Annotated in this window: 13 protein-coding genes; 4 read left to right on the top strand and 9 right to left on the bottom strand. The window is 69.2% G+C overall.

The features are described 5' to 3' along the window. Positions 1 to 16: 16 nt before the first annotated feature. The 6 genes from addB to regB form a co-directional block, all read right to left on the bottom strand. Complete coding sequence (gene addB / locus FG154_RS10575) at positions 17 to 3,019, bottom strand: double-strand break repair protein AddB (RefSeq protein WP_145107453.1); 3,003 nt, start codon at positions 3,017 to 3,019, stop codon at positions 17 to 19. Further along, positions 3,012 to 3,677, bottom strand: a complete 666-nt coding sequence (locus FG154_RS10570; protein ID WP_145107452.1) for a nucleotidyltransferase family protein — start codon at positions 3,675 to 3,677, stop codon at positions 3,012 to 3,014. The genes addB and FG154_RS10570 overlap by 8 nt, the downstream gene beginning before the upstream one ends. Beyond that, entirely contained in the window at positions 3,659 to 4,687 is a 1,029-nt protein-coding gene (locus tag FG154_RS10565; RefSeq protein WP_145107451.1) for an aminoglycoside phosphotransferase family protein, read from the bottom strand. Before FG154_RS10565 ends, FG154_RS10570 begins: the two co-directional genes overlap by 19 nt. Beyond that, positions 4,680 to 5,165, bottom strand: coding sequence for a tRNA (adenosine(37)-N6)-threonylcarbamoyltransferase complex ATPase subunit type 1 TsaE (gene tsaE / locus FG154_RS10560; protein ID WP_186312331.1), 486 nt, complete (start codon positions 5,163 to 5,165; stop codon positions 4,680 to 4,682). Before tsaE ends, FG154_RS10565 begins: the two co-directional genes overlap by 8 nt. 51 nt (positions 5,166 to 5,216) lie before the next feature. Continuing rightward, the gene (locus FG154_RS10555) at positions 5,217 to 6,779 is read right to left on the bottom strand and encodes a PAS-domain containing protein (RefSeq protein WP_145107448.1); all 1,563 of its coding nucleotides are present in this window, start codon (positions 6,777 to 6,779) and stop codon (positions 5,217 to 5,219) included. A gap of 106 nt (positions 6,780 to 6,885) precedes the next feature. After that, complete coding sequence (gene regB, locus FG154_RS10550; protein ID WP_145107446.1) at positions 6,886 to 8,274, bottom strand: sensor histidine kinase RegB; 1,389 nt, start codon at positions 8,272 to 8,274, stop codon at positions 6,886 to 6,888. 93 nt (positions 8,275 to 8,367) lie between these two features. Here regB and FG154_RS10545 point away from each other — a divergent pair, with 93 nt between their 5' ends. The 3 genes from FG154_RS10545 to FG154_RS10530 all read left to right on the top strand — a co-directional run bounded on the left by FG154_RS10545 (position 8,368) and on the right by FG154_RS10530 (position 10,518). Further along, on the top strand, positions 8,368 to 9,063 hold the full coding sequence (locus tag FG154_RS10545) for an SCO family protein (RefSeq protein ID WP_145107444.1): 696 nt from the start codon (positions 8,368 to 8,370) through the stop codon (positions 9,061 to 9,063). Then, positions 9,056 to 9,610, top strand: coding sequence for an ActR/PrrA/RegA family redox response regulator transcription factor (locus FG154_RS10540; RefSeq protein ID WP_011909904.1), 555 nt, complete (start codon positions 9,056 to 9,058; stop codon positions 9,608 to 9,610). The genes FG154_RS10545 and FG154_RS10540 overlap by 8 nt, the downstream gene beginning before the upstream one ends. Before the next feature lie 593 nt (positions 9,611 to 10,203). Further along, positions 10,204 to 10,518 (top strand): H-NS histone family protein, encoded by a 315-nt coding sequence (locus tag FG154_RS10530; RefSeq protein WP_145107442.1) that lies wholly within the window; start codon positions 10,204 to 10,206, stop codon positions 10,516 to 10,518. A gap of 2 nt (positions 10,519 to 10,520) precedes the next feature. Here FG154_RS10530 and FG154_RS10525 read toward each other — a convergent pair whose 3' ends face one another. Together FG154_RS10525 and FG154_RS10520 are read right to left on the bottom strand one after the other, a co-directional pair. Then, the gene (locus tag FG154_RS10525) at positions 10,521 to 11,114 is read right to left on the bottom strand and encodes an HD domain-containing protein (RefSeq protein ID WP_145107440.1); all 594 of its coding nucleotides are present in this window, start codon (positions 11,112 to 11,114) and stop codon (positions 10,521 to 10,523) included. Continuing rightward, the gene (locus tag FG154_RS10520) at positions 11,111 to 12,070 is read right to left on the bottom strand and encodes a glycosyltransferase family 8 protein (RefSeq protein ID WP_145107437.1); all 960 of its coding nucleotides are present in this window, start codon (positions 12,068 to 12,070) and stop codon (positions 11,111 to 11,113) included. Before FG154_RS10520 ends, FG154_RS10525 begins: the two co-directional genes overlap by 4 nt. Positions 12,071 to 12,188: 118 nt before the next feature. On the opposite strand from FG154_RS10520, the gene ahcY reads away from it, so the two are divergent. Continuing rightward, positions 12,189 to 13,580 carry an adenosylhomocysteinase gene (gene ahcY / locus FG154_RS10515; RefSeq protein ID WP_145107435.1) on the top strand — a complete coding sequence of 464 codons (1,392 nt, stop codon included), beginning with the start codon at positions 12,189 to 12,191 and terminating at the stop codon, positions 13,578 to 13,580. A gap of 52 nt (positions 13,581 to 13,632) precedes the next feature. Here ahcY and trpB read toward each other — a convergent pair whose 3' ends face one another. After that, entirely contained in the window at positions 13,633 to 14,838 is a 1,206-nt protein-coding gene (gene trpB, locus FG154_RS10510; protein ID WP_145107433.1) for a tryptophan synthase subunit beta, read from the bottom strand. Positions 14,839 to 15,193 lie beyond the last annotated feature (355 nt).

The following is a 15,193-nucleotide window of genomic DNA, read 5'->3' as shown; positions in this document are numbered from 1 at the left end:
GAATCGGACGGGCGTCTCATGCGGCATCCTCCGGGCGCGTCCTGTCGCGCGGGCGGGCCTCGCCGGACGGCGCGCCCGCCTCTTCCCCCACCGGCACCGGCACGGGGCTGTCGCTCATCTCCCACTCGCCGAACCGCGCGAGATGGTCGTAGTCGCCGGGGAACCGCTCGCCGAACATGGCCCGGCGCGAGACATAGCCCTGCTCGCGTCGCAGGTAGCGGCCGACAAGGGCGTGAAGCCCCTCCCAGACCTGCCCCAGAAGGGCTGCGTCGGTCTCGACACTCTCCACCTTGGGGCTCGATCCGAGGCCGATGTAGCTGATCCGCGCCACGTCCGTGGGCCCCAGTTTGCGAAAGCCGCCGTGCTCGGCCATCGCCGCCTCGAGCAGAAGCTGCTTGTCGAACTGCTCCTGCTGCTTCCTGGTGGGCGGGGTTCCGGTCTTGTAATCGAGGATATGAAGCCGGCCGTCGGGCAGGCTGTCGATCCGGTCCGGCTTGGCGGTCAGGGTGAAGCGCAGGGGCGCGAGGTCCACGCGGCCTTCCTCTTCCAGCACGACCGGGGTTCCGCCATGCGCCGCCTCGGTCTCGAGGAAGAAATCCGCCGCCCGGTCCAGCCGGGCAAGCCACAGTGCGCGGGCGGCGGGCCAGGGCACCTCGTCGGCCAGCACCGTTCCGGCGATCCGCATCAGGCGCGCGCGCTCGGCGGCGCGGTCGGTCCCCGGCGTGCGGTCCTTCACGAACTCCTCGAGGATGCGGTGCAGGATCGACCCGCGCAGCCGGGCATCCGGCGCCCGGTGCAGCGGGTCGAGCGGATAGAGCCGCAGGATGTGGCGGGCATAGATCGCGTAAGGGTCGCGGATCAGCGTGCGGATGCCGGTCACGGCCAGCCGGTCGGGCCGCGCCGAAACGGGCGGCTGCGGCGCGGGCCGCGCGGCCAGCGGCACCGGCGCCTCGGGCTGCTCCAGCGCCGAGGCGAGCGCCAGCCAGCCGCGTCCCCGCGCGCGCATCGCCTCCAGCGCCTCGGGCCCGCCCTGCGCCTTCAGCCCGCTCATCAGGTTCATCAGCCGATTCAGCCAGCGCGACGGCACCGTCTCGGCCTCGGCGTCGCGGGTGGCGCGGGTCAGCACCACCTCGGGTGCGGCGACCGCCTGGCTGTAGTCGTGCGCCGAGAGGCCGATCCGCCGCTCGGGCAGAAGAAGCCCCGCCCGGAGCCGCATCTGCCGGTTGAGCCACGGATCGGGCGGCGGCAGCTGCGGCCATGTGCCGTCGTTAAGGCCGCCGAGGATCACGAGATCGGCCCCCTGCACGCGCGCCTCGAGCGTGCCCCAGATCATCAGGCCGGGATGGGCCTGCACCGCCTCGCGCACCTCGCCGCGGGCGAGGATCGCGTCGAAGAGGTCGGTGTAGTCCGCGGTGGTCAGCTCGCCCCCGTGCGGGGCCTCGCGGCGCAACTCCTCGACGGCGGCGCGCGCGGCCTCACCCGCCTCCTTCAGCCACAGCTCGCCCGTGCCCGTGCCGGCGGGCCCCGCGGCCAGCGCCTCGGCCAGCGCCAGATGGGCGGCGACATGATCGGACAGGGGGCGGGTGCCCGCCGCATCGAGGCCCTCGATCAGCGCGCCCAGCCAGCGCGCCCAGTCCGTCACCCCGTCGTCCGGCCGCGCCCCGGCCCAGAGATCCAGATCCGCGCCCGTCGGGAACGGAGGCCCCTTGCGCCGCAGGTGCAACTCCAGATCCCGCGTCCAGCGCAGGTGGTTGCCCCGGTCCGAGCCGGTGGCCGTCAGCGGATGCTTGAGCAGCGTGAGCAGCGCCTCGCCGGTCAGCCGCTGGCCGAATAGGCGCGCCACATGCCGCAGGAACCGCCCCGGCGCCGAGAGGGCGAGCGGGCGGCCCGCGGAATCGTCCGGCACGATCCCCCAGCGATCGAGCGCCGCCGCCACCTGCCGCGTGAGCCCCCGATCCGAGGTGATGAGAGCCGCGCGCCGGCCCTCTTCGGCGGCCTTGCGCAGGATGAGCGCCACGGCCAGCGCCTCGGCCCGCGGCCCCGCGGCCTCGATCAGCGTCATGCCCTCGGCCGCAAGCGCGAGATCGGTCAGGCGCTGCCCCTCGGTCAGCCACTGGTCCGTCACCGGCGCGGGCCGGAGCGACAGCGAGATCAGCCGGTTCCGCGCCGGGCTCGGCGGGCTTTCGTCGGTCCAGCGGTGCACCTGAGAAGGCGCGGCCCCCACGAGATTCATCAGCCGGTGAAAGCGGAACTGGGGGTGGTCCTCGGCGGTCAGCGCATCGCCCAGCCCGTCCCAGACCTCGGTGGGCAGGTCGAAGTCGAAGCCGGGCAGCACGAGCGCGCCCTGCGGCAGCCGCGCCACCGCCTGCATGAAGAGCGCCGTCGTCCCGCGCGACCCGGTGGAGCCCGCGACGATCACCGGATGATCGGGCGGCGCCTCGGCCCAGCGGGCGGCGATCCGCTCGACCGCCATCCGCGCCAGCGCCTGCGCGTCGGGCGCGTCCGCCCCGAACATCGGCGCCACGATCGCCATGAAGGCCTGCGTCCGCTGCCAGTGCGCCGAATGGTCGGCCACGTCGAGCCGCGCGATGGCCTCGGGCGGCACGCCCTCGCCCTGCATCTCGTCGATCAGGTCGGCGAGGCTGTCCGAGAGGTCAAAGAGCGCCGAGCGGGGCGCGATGTCGGGTTGCGCCTCGATCAGCCGTGCGACGAGCTGGGCAAGCTCCAGCCGCCGGCGAAGCGGCGGGACGGGGGCGGGCAGGCCGGGCACCGGCGGCAGTTCGGTCACGAGGCGGATGCGCGGCAGGAAGCCCGCGCCCTCGGCCGTCATCAGATCGACGACCCGCCGCCGCATCCGCTGCGTGTTGACGTAAAGCTCGACCCGCGCCATCGCCTCGGGCGGGGCGCCGGCCATCCGGGCGCGCAGGCCGCGCACCAGAGCCGCCGGGAAATCCACGCCGGGCGGCAGGCCGAAGAGGCGGGGGCCCGGCCCTTGGAACGGGAACGTCGCGTCAGACATGGGCAAGCATCGCCTCGGCCTCGGCGATCCCTTCGGGGCGGCCCACGTCGCACCAGCCGCCGCGGTGCACGAGGCCGAAGGCCGTGCCGGCCCCGATCATCTGGTCCCAGATCAGGTTGAGCGAGAATGCGCGCGCGTTGACAGCCGTCAACCGCTCTGTCCGCAGGATCTGCGCCCCGAGATAGGTGTAACCCGGCGCGCCCTGCGCACGGGCGATCCGGCCCTCGGCATCCATGGTGAAGTCGCCCCGCGCCGCCCCCGAGGGCGCAAGCAGGAGCAGCGCCTCCATCCCCTCGCGCCAGCCCTGCGCGAGCCGGTTCAGAGGGTTCTCGCCTGTCCAGACCGCGTCGCTGTTCAGCGTGAAGACCGGCCCCGGCCCCAGCAGCGGCAGGGCGTGGCGGAGGCCGCCGCCGGTCTCGAGGATCTCCTCCTCGTGCGAGATGCGGGCGCGGCCGGCCAGATGGGCCTGAAGCGGCGCGGGCAGATAGTGGGTGTTGGCCACGATGCGCGCCACGCCCGCGGCCTCGGCCAGCGCCAGCGCATGGTCGATCAGCGGGCGGCCCGCCACCTCGATCATCGGCTTGGGCCGGGTGGCGGTCAGGGCGCCCATGCGCGTCCCGAAGCCCGCCGCGAAGATCATCACCGCATCTGGCCGCATTGCGCGCGGATCCTTTCCAGAACGGCCGGAGCGGGCTCCGGCAGAAGGGTGCGGCACTCGGCCGCCAGCGGCGCCAGCGCCGGATGCGCGAGGTTGCGCCAGAGCTGGCCCCAGACCCGCGGGATCAGCGCGACATAGCCCGGCTTGCCCGCGACGAGGCAGAGCCGCGCGAAGATGCCCAGGATGCGCAGCGCCCGCTGCGCGCCGAGAACCGCATGGGCCGCCTCGAAGGCCTCCGGCTCCGCTCCGGTCGCGGCGGCAAAGCGGCGGATCATGGCGCGTTCCAGGGCCTCGGGCACATCGCGCCGCGCGTCCTGCACGAGCGAGACGAGATCGTAGCCCGGCTGCCCCATCTGGGCGAGCTGGAAATCGAGCAGGCCGACCCGCGCAAGGCCCGACCGCGCGGGCAGCCAGAGCAGATTCTCGGCGTGATAGTCCCGCAGGATCAGGACCCGCGGCCCGTCGGCATGGCGGCGGAGTGCCTCCTCGAGCAGGGCCGTGAAGCGGGCGGCATCGGGGGCCGTTCCGGTCGCGGCGCGCGCATACCAGTCGGGCGCCATCGCCGCGGCCTGCGCCCATTCCGCCGCCGTCAGGTCGGGCAGCCCTGCGGGCGGGGCCGCGCGTTGGAGGTGGATCAGCACATCGGTCGCCGCTTCGTAGAGCGCGCCTTCGGCCGGGCCGTCGCCGCCGGACAGCAGGCGGGCGAAGAGCGCGTCCCCCAGATCCTCGAGAAGCAGGAAGCCGTTCGCCAGATCGCAGGCCAGCACCTCGGGCGCCGAGAGGCCGAGGCTGCGCAGATGGGCGGCAATCGCCACGAAGGCGGCCGGATCGTCGCCCTTGCCGGGGGGCGCATCCATCAGCACCGCGGTTTCGGGGCCCCGCTGCAGCCGCTGGTAGCTCCGGTCCGAGGCGTCGCCCGCCAGATGGTGCCGAAGCGCCGCGCCCCAGCCCGAGCGCGCGAGGAAGGCCTGCGCCAGCGCCTCGCGGGTGGCGGGTGCCGCATCATCCATGCCAGTCACGCTCCAGCTGTGCGAGCAGGCCCGGACGACCGCCCGAGAGGACCGCGCGCCGCCCCTCGCCCTCGGCCTCGAGCCGCAGGCGTAGCGCGTCGGGCGGGGCAAGGTCGCCCAGCCGGTCCGGCCATTCCACGAGACAGACCGCCGTCGAGAAGGCCGCTTCAAGGCCCAGTTCCAGCACCTCGTCGGGGTGGGTCAGGCGGTAGAGGTCGGCGTGCCAGATCTCGTGATCCGCGGCCTCGTAGGTCTGGACAAGCGTGAAGGTCGGCGAGGGCACCTCTTCCTCGCGGCCGAGCGCGCTGCGGATCAGCGCGCGGGCGAGGTGGGTCTTGCCGGCGCCGATCGGCCCCTCGAGGAGCAGCACGTCGCCGGGCTGCAGCCGCCGGGCCAGCCGCGCGCCCAGTTCGGCGGTTGCGTCTTCCGAGGGAAGCGAGAGGGTGAGGGAGGCGGGCGCGGACATGGGCGCGACCATGCCCAGAGCCGCGTCCGGGTGCAAGGGCCGCGGGCGCGTCGCCCGTGGCGCTCACGCGCGGCGGAGGGTGGCCGCCTCGGCGGGGGCGGCCTCATCGGGCCGGTTGATGCGGAAGAGGACCAGCGTCGCCCCGCCCGTCAGCGGCGAGAAGCGGCAGGAGATCAGGCGGCCGTCGTCCAGCCGGACCTCTCCGCTCCAGGGGCGCCGGTTTCCGAGGTCGGCCACGAACCGCTCGGCCTCGGACCAGAGGGGCGAAGGGGCGGTGCGGGTGCGCCATTGCTCGCAGAGTTGCACGATCGAGCCACTGCCCACCGTCTCGACCGGATCGTGCCCCCAGAGGGCGCCGTAGGCCGCGTTGGTCATCACCAGTTCCCCCGCCTGCGAAAAGACGGCGATCGCCTCGTCCATCGCATCGACCACGGCCTGCCCGAGTTCGAGATCGGCCCGGTAGCGGCGGGTCCGGCTCATCTCGGTCGAGATGTCCTCGAACATCAGCGCGAGGGCCCCGTTCGGGTGGGGCCGCCCGATCACCCGGTAGGTCTGGCCCGAGGGCAGGCTCCAGGTCTCGGTGTAAAGGCCGCTGGAAGCCGCCTTCTCGAGTTCGAGGATCTGGCGGCGCCAGCTGGGATAATCCTTCGGCTCGGGGATCATCTGCCGGTCGCGCAGCGCCTCGAGGAAGGAGAACAGCGAGGGTTGCAGCGCCAGCATGTCGGGCGGCAGACTCGTGAGGTCGAGCAGGGCCGGATTGAAGAGCGCGAGCTTGCGGTGCTGGTCGAAGATCGCGAGCCCGATCGGCAGGTGCGCGAAGGTCTTTGCCAGCGTCTGCATGAAGTCGCGCAGCGAGGCCTCGGCCTGAACGGCGGCATCGGCGGGCAGCGCGAAGAGAAGCCGGCCCTCGCCCTCGGCAAAGCCCACCAGTTCGAACCAGCGGGCGGTGCCCTGCGTCTCGAGCTTCTGGCGCTGCCCCGGCGCGCCCTGCGCGGTGGCGGCGCGCTCGAAGAGGCGGGGGAGCGGCCAGCTCAGGTCCTCGCCGGGGTCGAGCCGTTTCGCCGCCTCGAGGAGATAGGCGGCGTTGGCCCAGATCACCTCTCCCCGCCCGCTCTCGCGCCACATCATCAGCGGCGCCTGCGAGACGCTCGCGCGGAGCTGGTCCAGCTCTTCCACCAGCGCGCGCTGCGCCAGATGGTCCAGCCGGGGCCGCTCGGCGCTGGTGGGATCGTCGAGCGTCAGGCGCGTGACGCCGCCCCGCATCTCGGCCATCAGGAGGAGCGGATCGGCCTCACCCGTCGAGGCGAGCGTGAGCCGCCCGTCTCCGGCCAGCGTGGCCAGACGCGAGTCGAGATCGGGAAAGCGCGGCACGAGATAGGCGAGCAGCCGCGGCCAGGGCCCGCCGCGGGCGGGCGAGAGGGCGAGGATGGCCCGCGCCCCGGGCGTTGCGTCCAGAAGCGTCTCGCCGTCGAACAGGAAGACCGTGCCGGACTGCGGGTCGGAGAAGATCCCGCCCGTCCGCCGGCCGGACCGCGCCTGCAGCACGCCCGCCAGCACGATCGCGGCAGAGGCGGCCATTGCTGCGGTCAGGATCAGCCCGAGCGCGAGTGCCCAGTCAAACTCCATCTGCCGTAACCCCGGACTGAATGGTCAAACGCCCGCAGCTTGCGGCGCAGAGGGTTAACAGCCCGTTAATGCAGCAACAACCGCAGGCAGCGGCCCGTGCCGCCGCTCATCCCTGGATCAGGACGTTTTCGCCCAGCGGCGCATTGTGCACCACCACGAGCCGGTCCACCGGCCAGATCACCTCGACGATGGCGCCGCAACGCTCGGGGCGCTCGTGGCTGCGCAGGAAGGGGTCGGCGGCGTTGGCAAAGCTGAGTTCGGCGCCCGACCGCTCGAGCAGCGTCTTGGCGATGAAGAGGCCGAGGCCCATGCCCTCGTAGCCCGGACGGCGCGACTGGCTCTCTTCGCTGCGGCGCTGGCGGACGAACGGGTCGCCGATGCGGCCGATGATCGCGGGGGGATAGCCCTCGCCATCGTCCACGATGCGGACGGCGATCCGGTCGCCCGTCCATTCGCCGTCGATCCAGACAGTCGAGCGGGCGAAATCCACCGCATTCTGGATCAGGTTGCGCAGCCCGTGGATCACCTCGGGACGGCGGAGGATCACCGGCTGCCGCTCGTCCCCGTCGCGGCTGGGATAGAGGTCGAACTCGACCCGCTTGCCGCGACCGACATGCGGCTCGGCCGCCTCGCGCAGCACCTCGCCCAGGGGCGCCTGCCGCATCTGGAGATCGTCCTTCCCGGCACGGCCCATCGAGCGCAGGATGTCGCGGCACCGATCCGCCTGCGCGCGGATCAGCTCGGCATCGTCGCGCAGCGACGGCTGGTCCGACAGCTCTTCGGCCAGTTCCGAGCTGACGAGCTTGATCGTCGCCAGCGGCGTGCCCAGTTCATGCGCGGCCGCGGCCACGACGCCGCCGAGGTCGGTCAGCTTCTGCTCGCGGTCGAGCGCCATCTGCGTCGCCAGAAGCGCGTCGGACATCGAGCGGATCTCGATCGCCACCCGCCGCGAATAGAGGCCGAGGAACAGGATGCCGATGACGATGGCAAGCCAGAAGCCGAACTCGAACATGCGCGGCACCGTCAGGCTCGACCCGTCCGACAGGATCAGCGGCAGGTGGAAATAGGCGGTGAAGGTCAGAAGACCGATGGCGATCGCGCCGAGGATCACCGTGGTGCGCAGTTCGAGCGCAAGCGCCGAGATGGTGACGGGCGCGAGGATCAGCAGCGCGAACGGGTTGGTCAGCCCGCCCGTCAGGAACAACAGGAACGACAGCTGCGTGAGGTCGAAGAGCAGGATCATCAGCGCCTGGAACTCGGTCAGGCGGCGGTTCTGCGGGAAGACGAAGGTGGCGATGACGTTGGCGATGACCGAGGCGCCCACGGCCATGAAGCAGAGCCCCATGGGCAGGCGCACGCCCAGATACCAGTCGGTCACGATGATGGCGGCCAGCTGGCCCGCCACCGCCATCCAGCGCAGCAGGATCAGCGTGCGCAGCCGGACCCAGTCGCCGCGGGTGTCACGGTTCAGAATGCCGTCGGGACCGAGTATCATTGCAGCCCATGTCACTTTGCCTGTATCGGGACCTTGTTAGGTTGCCGGGCCCGCGGGATCAATCGGCAACCGCAAGCGTGGAGGAACCATCTCATGACGAAGCTCTATGCCGGTGCTGCCGCGGTGGCTGTCGTCGCGCTTCTGGCGGGGTCGGCGGCCTGGGTGCTGCTACGCCAGCCCGAGGACCGTTTCGCGCAGTGCGGGGCCAATCAGGTGGCCGGCGGCGCGATCGGCGGACCCTTCACGCTGGTGAACCAGGACGGCGAGACCGTGACGGACCGCGAGGTGCTGGCCAAGCCTGCGCTGGTCTATTTCGGCTATACCTTCTGCCCCGATGTCTGCCCCTTCGACATGGCGCGCAACGCGCAGGCGGTGGACATCCTGACCGAGTGGGGCATCGACGTGACGCCGGTCTTCGTCTCGGTCGATCCCGCCCGCGACACGCCCGAGCAGCTGAAGTTCTTCGCCGAGGCGATCCATCCCTCGACGATCGCGCTGACCGGAACCGAGGAGCAGGTCAAGGCGGCGTCACAGGCCTACAAGACCTTCTTCCGCCTGCAGGAGGCCGAGGATGAGTATTATCTGATCGATCATTCCACCTTCACCTACTTCATGCTGCCGGGCGCTGGTTTCGTGGACTTCTTCAAGCGTGACGACACGCCCGAACAGATCGCGGAGCGAATTTCGTGCTTCGTGAATGACAGCCATGTGTCAACTTCCTTTGACGCTCGGTCGCAGAAGTCCTATCAAGCATCGAGGGGAACGCAGATGGGCGACAATCATGGCTGAGGATCTGGTATTCGAACTCGGGGCCGATCGGTCCCTTCTTCTCGTGGACGATGACGAGCCCTTCCTGAAGCGGCTTGCCAAGGCGATGGAGAAGCGGGGCTTCGTGCTGGAAACCGCGCAGAGTGTCGCCGAGGGCAAGTCGATCGCGCAGGCGCGTCCGCCGGCCTATGCGGTCGTGGACCTGCGTCTCGAGGACGGCAACGGGCTCGACGTGGTCGAGGTGCTGCGCGAGCGGCGGCCGGATTGCCGCATCGTCGTCCTGACGGGCTATGGCGCGATCGCGACCGCGGTCGCCGCGGTGAAGATCGGTGCGACGGACTACCTGTCCAAGCCGGCCGACGCCAACGAGGTGACCCACGCGCTGCTCGCCAAGGGCGAGAGCCTGCCGCCGCCTCCCGAGAATCCGATGTCGGCCGACCGGGTGCGGTGGGAGCATATCCAGCGCATCTACGAGATGTGCGATCGCAACGTCTCGGAGACCGCGCGGCGGCTGAACATGCACCGCAGGACGCTCCAGCGGATCCTGGCCAAGCGCAGCCCGCGCTGAAGCGGCGGCCGTCGAACCGGCGGCCTGTGCCTCCCTGTCCGGGGCCACGCGGTTGTTCCGGTGGCCCGGAACAGGCCGGATGCGCGCCCCGGACGGCCGGAGCGGGCATCCGCCTGGGGCCGGCGGGTTGGTGCTCTGAAGTTCATGATCATGGGGGCGCTGCACGCCCCGAGACGGCCGGGTGCCGGTCACGCAGTCGTGCGGGCCGATCGGGCCTCGTTCCTGCGGCGCTTGTGCCCACAGGCTTTGGCTGGCCACGGGGCGCCCTGAACCGGGGTGTGGGTGCAAGCCTCTCCGGTGCGTTCAGTCCTTTGCACAGGCGGCGGCAATACCTCAGGCGCATTTCAGCGGCCATGGGGCTGCATGCCGTTGAAAGCTGTTCTTCCGGGCGAGGCTGTTTCTAGCGCAAGGCGAATAATCAACGGCTTCCAAAGGCGTGCCATTCCGGCATCTCCTGCCTGAAAGTATAAGGCTTGCTGAAATTCCTGTGATGCAGGCGGACGAAAATCGAAATTTTTCCTGTAATCCGATTGACCTTTTCCTCCGGTCGTAAAAGTAATTGATGACACGCGTTTGCATGACGGGATGAATGAATGGATATCGATCTCGACTCCATGAGCCTCAAGGAACTCAAATCGCTTCAGGCACAGGTTGCCAAGGCGATCTCGACTTATGAGGACCGGCGGAAGCGGGATGCACTGGCCGAACTGGAAGAAAAGGCCCGTGAGCTCGGTTTCTCGCTATCGGAACTGACTGGTGCCGCCGCCACCAGACGCCGCGCGGCGGCGCAACCCAAATATGCCAACCCGGAAAACCCCTCGGACACCTGGTCCGGCCGGGGTCGCAAACCGCGTTGGTTCGACGCCGCGATCAAGGCCGGAAAACCGGCCGAAAGCATGGCGATCTGACTTCAGCGGCGATCCAGCGCCAATTGAAGCTCCTGGTGGCGGGCGGTGAAGGCTGCCCGCACTTCAACCGGTGGCCGCAGGCGGATCTTCAGGCCGTCGAGCAGCGCCTCGGCGGGGCGCCCGAAGAAGCGATCCGCTTCCGCCTCGGTAAATCCCGCGATCTGCACCGCCTCAAGCCAGGCAGAGATACGATCAGCCTTCTTGATGTCCCGCTTGACCTGAAGGGGTAATTGCGCGGGAAGGCCGAAGCGGATGTGAATGGCCGCCGAGAGGCGCGCGTCCAGATCGCCGTATTGCGCCCCAATGGCATCCTTTACCGGGCTGATCATGTCGCCGATGACATATTCCGGCGCATCGTGCAGCAGGGCCGCCAGACGCCAGCGCATCGCGGCTCGTGGCTGGCAGCGGCTGAAGATCTCCTCGACCAGAAGGGAATGTTCGGCGACCGAATAGGCGTAGTCTCCGCGCGTCTGGCCGTTCCAGCGCGCCACGAAGGCGAGGCCATGCGCGATATCCTCGATCTCGATATCCACGGGCGTCGGGTCCAGCAGGTCCAGCCGGCGCCCCGACAGCATCCTTTGCCACGCGCGTTTCATTGGCCCACCGTCAGGTCCGAGGGAAAACGGTCGAGATAGCGTGCAAGTCTGCCGGAGGAAAGCAGGTGCTTCATCAGCATTCGGCGCATGGCGAGAGAGTCGGGGCGCAATCCGGGGCCAAGGGGAAGGGGGGGGTGATCGGGGAAATGGCGGGCGAGGAAGATTTGCAGATCCCGTGCGAACTGCGGGGAAAGGAGATTGTCCGGGTCGCACCACGGTTTGCACCGGCCGATGAAATGGATGATGTTCGGGCCGAGCATGGCGGCGAACAGCCGTGAGGACCATGTATATTGCCAGTTCCAGGACGGGCTGAGCTCGGCCCAGTTGCCCAGCAGGGCTGCGTTCAGCAGCGACTGGTCATTGCGGACCAGCTGATGGCCTTGGGACTGCCCGATGCGGAGCGCCTCCTGAAACAGGCTGGCTGCGCGGAAGGCCGGAACGTCAAAGAGCAGGACGCCCGCGTTGAAATAGGGCTTTTGAGGCAATCCCAGCCGGTCGAAATCGACCATGCGCCGCGTGGGCGTCCGCCACTGCTTGTTGTCGCGCACCGCCGCCAGGGGCCGTCCTGCCAACGGCAGGGCGAGCAGGGCCGCAAGGTCTCCTCCCTGAATATATATGTCCGAGTCCAGATAGAGGATCCGGTCATAGTCCCCTGAAAAGGCCTCGGGCAGCACGAGCCGCAGATAGGTGACGGCCGTCCGGCGATCGTCGAGCCCGAAATCGGCAAAGAGGTCAGCGGCGTCTATCGTGCAATGCCGCACGCCCAGTTCCGATAGCGAGGGCGGTTCTTCCAGCGCCTCCAAGGATGCGATGCAGATGTCAAAGCCGCGATCCGGGTGCCGCCCTGCGATCTGCGCCGCCGCGAACATGGCGTAGGGGTAATAGTTCCGGTCGCAACAGAAGATCACGGCCTGCCGCGCCCGCGCCGGCCGCGATGCTTCCACATTCAGGGCCATGATCGTCCTTTCGTCCTTGCGGCCCGCAATGCCTCGAAAGCCGCAGGGGGCGCGGATTGCTCCGATCCCGCGTCAATGCTAAGGCAGGGCCGACTTAGTGATCAGGAGCCGAAAGCCCATGGCCGATTTCATCGTCAAGGATCTATCGCTCGCCGACTTCGGGCGCAAGGAACTGGACATCGCCGAGACCGAGATGCCGGGACTGATGGCCCTGCGGGAAGAGTTCGGCGGCTCGCAGCCCCTCAAGGGCGCCCGGATCGCAGGGTCGCTGCACATGACCGTGCAGACCGCCGTGCTGATCGAGACGCTGGTGGCGCTGGGTGCGGACGTCCGCTGGGCCTCGTGCAACATCTTCTCGACGCAGGACCACGCCGCCGCCGCCATCGCGGCCTCGGGCGTGCCGGTCTTCGCCATCAAGGGCGAGACGCTCGAGGAATACTGGGCCTATACCGACAGGATCTTCCAGTTCCCCGAGGGCACCTGCAACATGATCCTCGACGACGGCGGGGACGCGACGCTCTATGTCCTTCTCGGCGCGCGGGTCGAGGCGGGCGAGACCGACCTGATCGCGGTGCCCACGAGCGACGAGGAGGTGTGCCTCTTCAACCAGATCAAGAAGCGCATGGCCGAGACCCCCGGCTGGTTCACGAAGCAGCGCGACGCGATCAAGGGCGTCTCGGAAGAGACCACCACGGGCGTGCACCGCCTCTATGATCTGCACAAGAAGGGCCTGCTGCCCTTCCCCGCGATCAACGTGAACGACAGCGTCACCAAGTCGAAGTTCGACAACAAGTACGGCTGCAAGGAATCGCTCGTGGACGGCATCCGCCGCGCGACCGACGTGATGATGGCGGGCAAGGTGGCCGTGGTCTGCGGCTATGGCGATGTGGGCAAGGGCTCGGCCGCCAGCCTGCGGGGCGCGGGCGCCCGCGTGAAGGTGACCGAGGTCGATCCGATCTGCGCGCTGCAGGCCGCCATGGACGGGTTCGAGGTCGTGGTGCTCGAGGATGTGGTCGCTTCGGCCGACATCTTCATCACCACCACCGGCAACCGCGACGTGATCCGCATCGAGCACATGCGCGAGATGAAGGACATGGCCATCGTCGGCAACATCGGCCACTTCGACAACGAGATCCAGGTTGCGGCGCTGAAGAACCACAAGTGGACCAACATCAAGGACCAGGTGGACATGATCGAGATGCCCTCGGGCGCGCGGATCATCCTGCTGTCCGAGGGGCGTCTGCTGAACCTCGGCAACGCGACCGGCCATCCGTCCTTCGTGATGTCGGCGAGCTTCACCAACCAGGTGCTGGCGCAGATCGAGCTGTGGACCAAGGGCGACGAGTATGCGCCCGGCGTCTACATCCTGCCGAAGGCGCTGGATGAGAAGGTGGCCCGGCTGCATCTGAAGAAGATCGGCGTGAAGCTGACCGAGCTGCGCCCCGAACAGGCCGACTACATCGGCGTGAAGGTCGAGGGCCCCTACAAGGCCGAGCACTACCGCTACTGAGCGCGCCCGCCGCGCGAGACGCGCCGCCCGGGCAACCGGGCGGCGCTTCCCGTTACAGCCCGTCGCCGAAGCCGTGGGTTTCGGTCACATAGTCGATGTCCTTGTCGCCCCGGCCCGAGAGGTTGATCAGGATCGACTTGCCCTGATGGTTCTTCGCCTCGCGCATGGCGAAGGCGACGGCATGGGCGCTTTCCAGCGCCGGGATGATGCCTTCATGCCGCGAGAGGGCGTAGAAGGCCGCCAGCGCCTCCTTGTCGTCGGCGCCGGTGTAGGTCACGCGGCCCGAGCGGTGCAGGAAGGCATGTTCTGGCCCGACGCCGGGATAGTCGAGGCCCGAGGCCACGGTATGCACCGGCGCCGGATTGCCCTCGGCATCCTTCAGCACCATCGTGCGGAAGCCGTGGATGTCGCCATCCTCGCCATAGGTGATGGTCGCCGCGTGTTCGCCCAGCCTTGACGAGGTGCCGCAGGGCTCCACCCCGTAAAGCGCCACATCGTCATCGATGAAGCCCGAGAAGATCCCCATCGCGTTCGACCCGCCGCCGACGCAGGCCGCCACCATGTCGGGCAGCTCTCCGGTCAGCTCGAGGAACTGCTCGCGCGCCTCGACGCCCACGACATGCTGGAAGTCGCGCACCATCATCGGGAAGGGATGCGGCCCCACGACCGAGCCGATGGCGAAGAGCGCCGTGTCCGCCTGCGAAAGGTAGCTCTGGAAGCAGCTGTCCACCGCCTCTTTCAACGAGCGGCCGCCAAAGCCCACCGGCACCACGGTCGCGCCCAGAAGCTTCATGCGGGTGACGTTCGGCGCCTCCTTGGCGATGTCGATCTCGCCCATGTGGATCTCGCAGTCCATGCCGAAGTAGGCGGCGGCCGTCGCCAGCGCCACGCCATGCTGGCCGGCCCCCGTCTCGGCCATCAGCTTCGTCTTGCCCATGAAGCGCGCCAGAAGCCCCTCGGCCATGCAGTGGTTCAGCTTGTGGGCGCCGGTGTGGTTCAGATCCTCGCGCTTGGCGTAGATCTGCGCGCCGCCGCAGATCGCGGACAGGTTCTTGAGGTAGGAGACGGGCGTCGGCCGGCCCTGGAAATGCTTGCGGATGTAGCGCAACTCATTGATGAAGTCGGCCGATTTCGAGATCCGGTCATAGGCCTCGCGGATCGCCGCGAAATGCGGCTCGAGCGGCGGGGGCAGCATGGCGCCGCCGTAGGGGCCGAAGAAGCCTTCGCGCGTGGGATGGGATTTCATATAGGCGCTCATTCGGCCCCTCCTGCTCTGGGTTGGTCGCAGGAACTATCTGCCGCCCCGCGCGCGGCTTCCAGCCGGATCGTCGTCGCAGGGAAGAACGGGCGCTCGCCCGCCAGAAGGCCGCTTGCATTCGAGTCGAATACCGGGGGCTTCGCCTTTGCGCGGCGGGGCCTATCGCGCTACCTTGGTCTCATCAGGGCAGGACGCCCGGGGACCTTCAGAGACACATGTGGTGCCGGATGGGAGCATGTGGGGTGGATGGAGGGTCCCTCTGGGGTGGGGCCCTCCATTTCAAGTCTCGGCGGTCTCAGCCGGCTTGAAGTTACCCACAAGTATCCGCCGGGGGCCTTGCGAGGCGGGCACCTTC

This window comes from Cereibacter sediminicola (assembly GCF_007668225.1).
GTDB lineage: Bacteria > Pseudomonadota > Alphaproteobacteria > Rhodobacterales > Rhodobacteraceae > Cereibacter_A > Cereibacter_A azotoformans.
This window is presented reverse-complemented; position numbering and strand designations above follow the sequence as displayed.

Excerpts from the sequence above, each read along its gene's own strand:
- addB (WP_145107453.1), bottom strand. The coding sequence starts at position 3,019 with ATGTCTGACGCGACGTTCCCGTTCCAAGGGCCGGGCCCCCGCCTCTTC.
- FG154_RS10570 (WP_145107452.1), bottom strand. The coding sequence starts at position 3,677 with ATGCGGCCAGATGCGGTGATGATCTTCGCGGCGGGCTTCGGGACGCGC.
- FG154_RS10565 (WP_145107451.1), bottom strand. The coding sequence starts at position 4,687 with ATGGATGATGCGGCACCCGCCACCCGCGAGGCGCTGGCGCAGGCCTTC.
- tsaE (WP_186312331.1), bottom strand. The coding sequence starts at position 5,165 with ATGGTCGCGCCCATGTCCGCGCCCGCCTCCCTCACCCTCTCGCTTCCC.
- FG154_RS10555 (WP_145107448.1), bottom strand. The coding sequence starts at position 6,779 with ATGGAGTTTGACTGGGCACTCGCGCTCGGGCTGATCCTGACCGCAGCA.
- regB (WP_145107446.1), bottom strand. The coding sequence starts at position 8,274 with ATGATACTCGGTCCCGACGGCATTCTGAACCGTGACACCCGCGGCGAC.
- FG154_RS10545 (WP_145107444.1), top strand. The coding sequence starts at position 8,368 with ATGACGAAGCTCTATGCCGGTGCTGCCGCGGTGGCTGTCGTCGCGCTT.
- FG154_RS10540 (WP_011909904.1), top strand. The coding sequence starts at position 9,056 with ATGGCTGAGGATCTGGTATTCGAACTCGGGGCCGATCGGTCCCTTCTT.
- FG154_RS10530 (WP_145107442.1), top strand. The coding sequence starts at position 10,204 with ATGGATATCGATCTCGACTCCATGAGCCTCAAGGAACTCAAATCGCTT.
- FG154_RS10525 (WP_145107440.1), bottom strand. The coding sequence starts at position 11,114 with ATGAAACGCGCGTGGCAAAGGATGCTGTCGGGGCGCCGGCTGGACCTG.
- FG154_RS10520 (WP_145107437.1), bottom strand. The coding sequence starts at position 12,070 with ATGGCCCTGAATGTGGAAGCATCGCGGCCGGCGCGGGCGCGGCAGGCC.
- ahcY (WP_145107435.1), top strand. The coding sequence starts at position 12,189 with ATGGCCGATTTCATCGTCAAGGATCTATCGCTCGCCGACTTCGGGCGC.
- trpB (WP_145107433.1), bottom strand. The coding sequence starts at position 14,838 with ATGAGCGCCTATATGAAATCCCATCCCACGCGCGAAGGCTTCTTCGGC.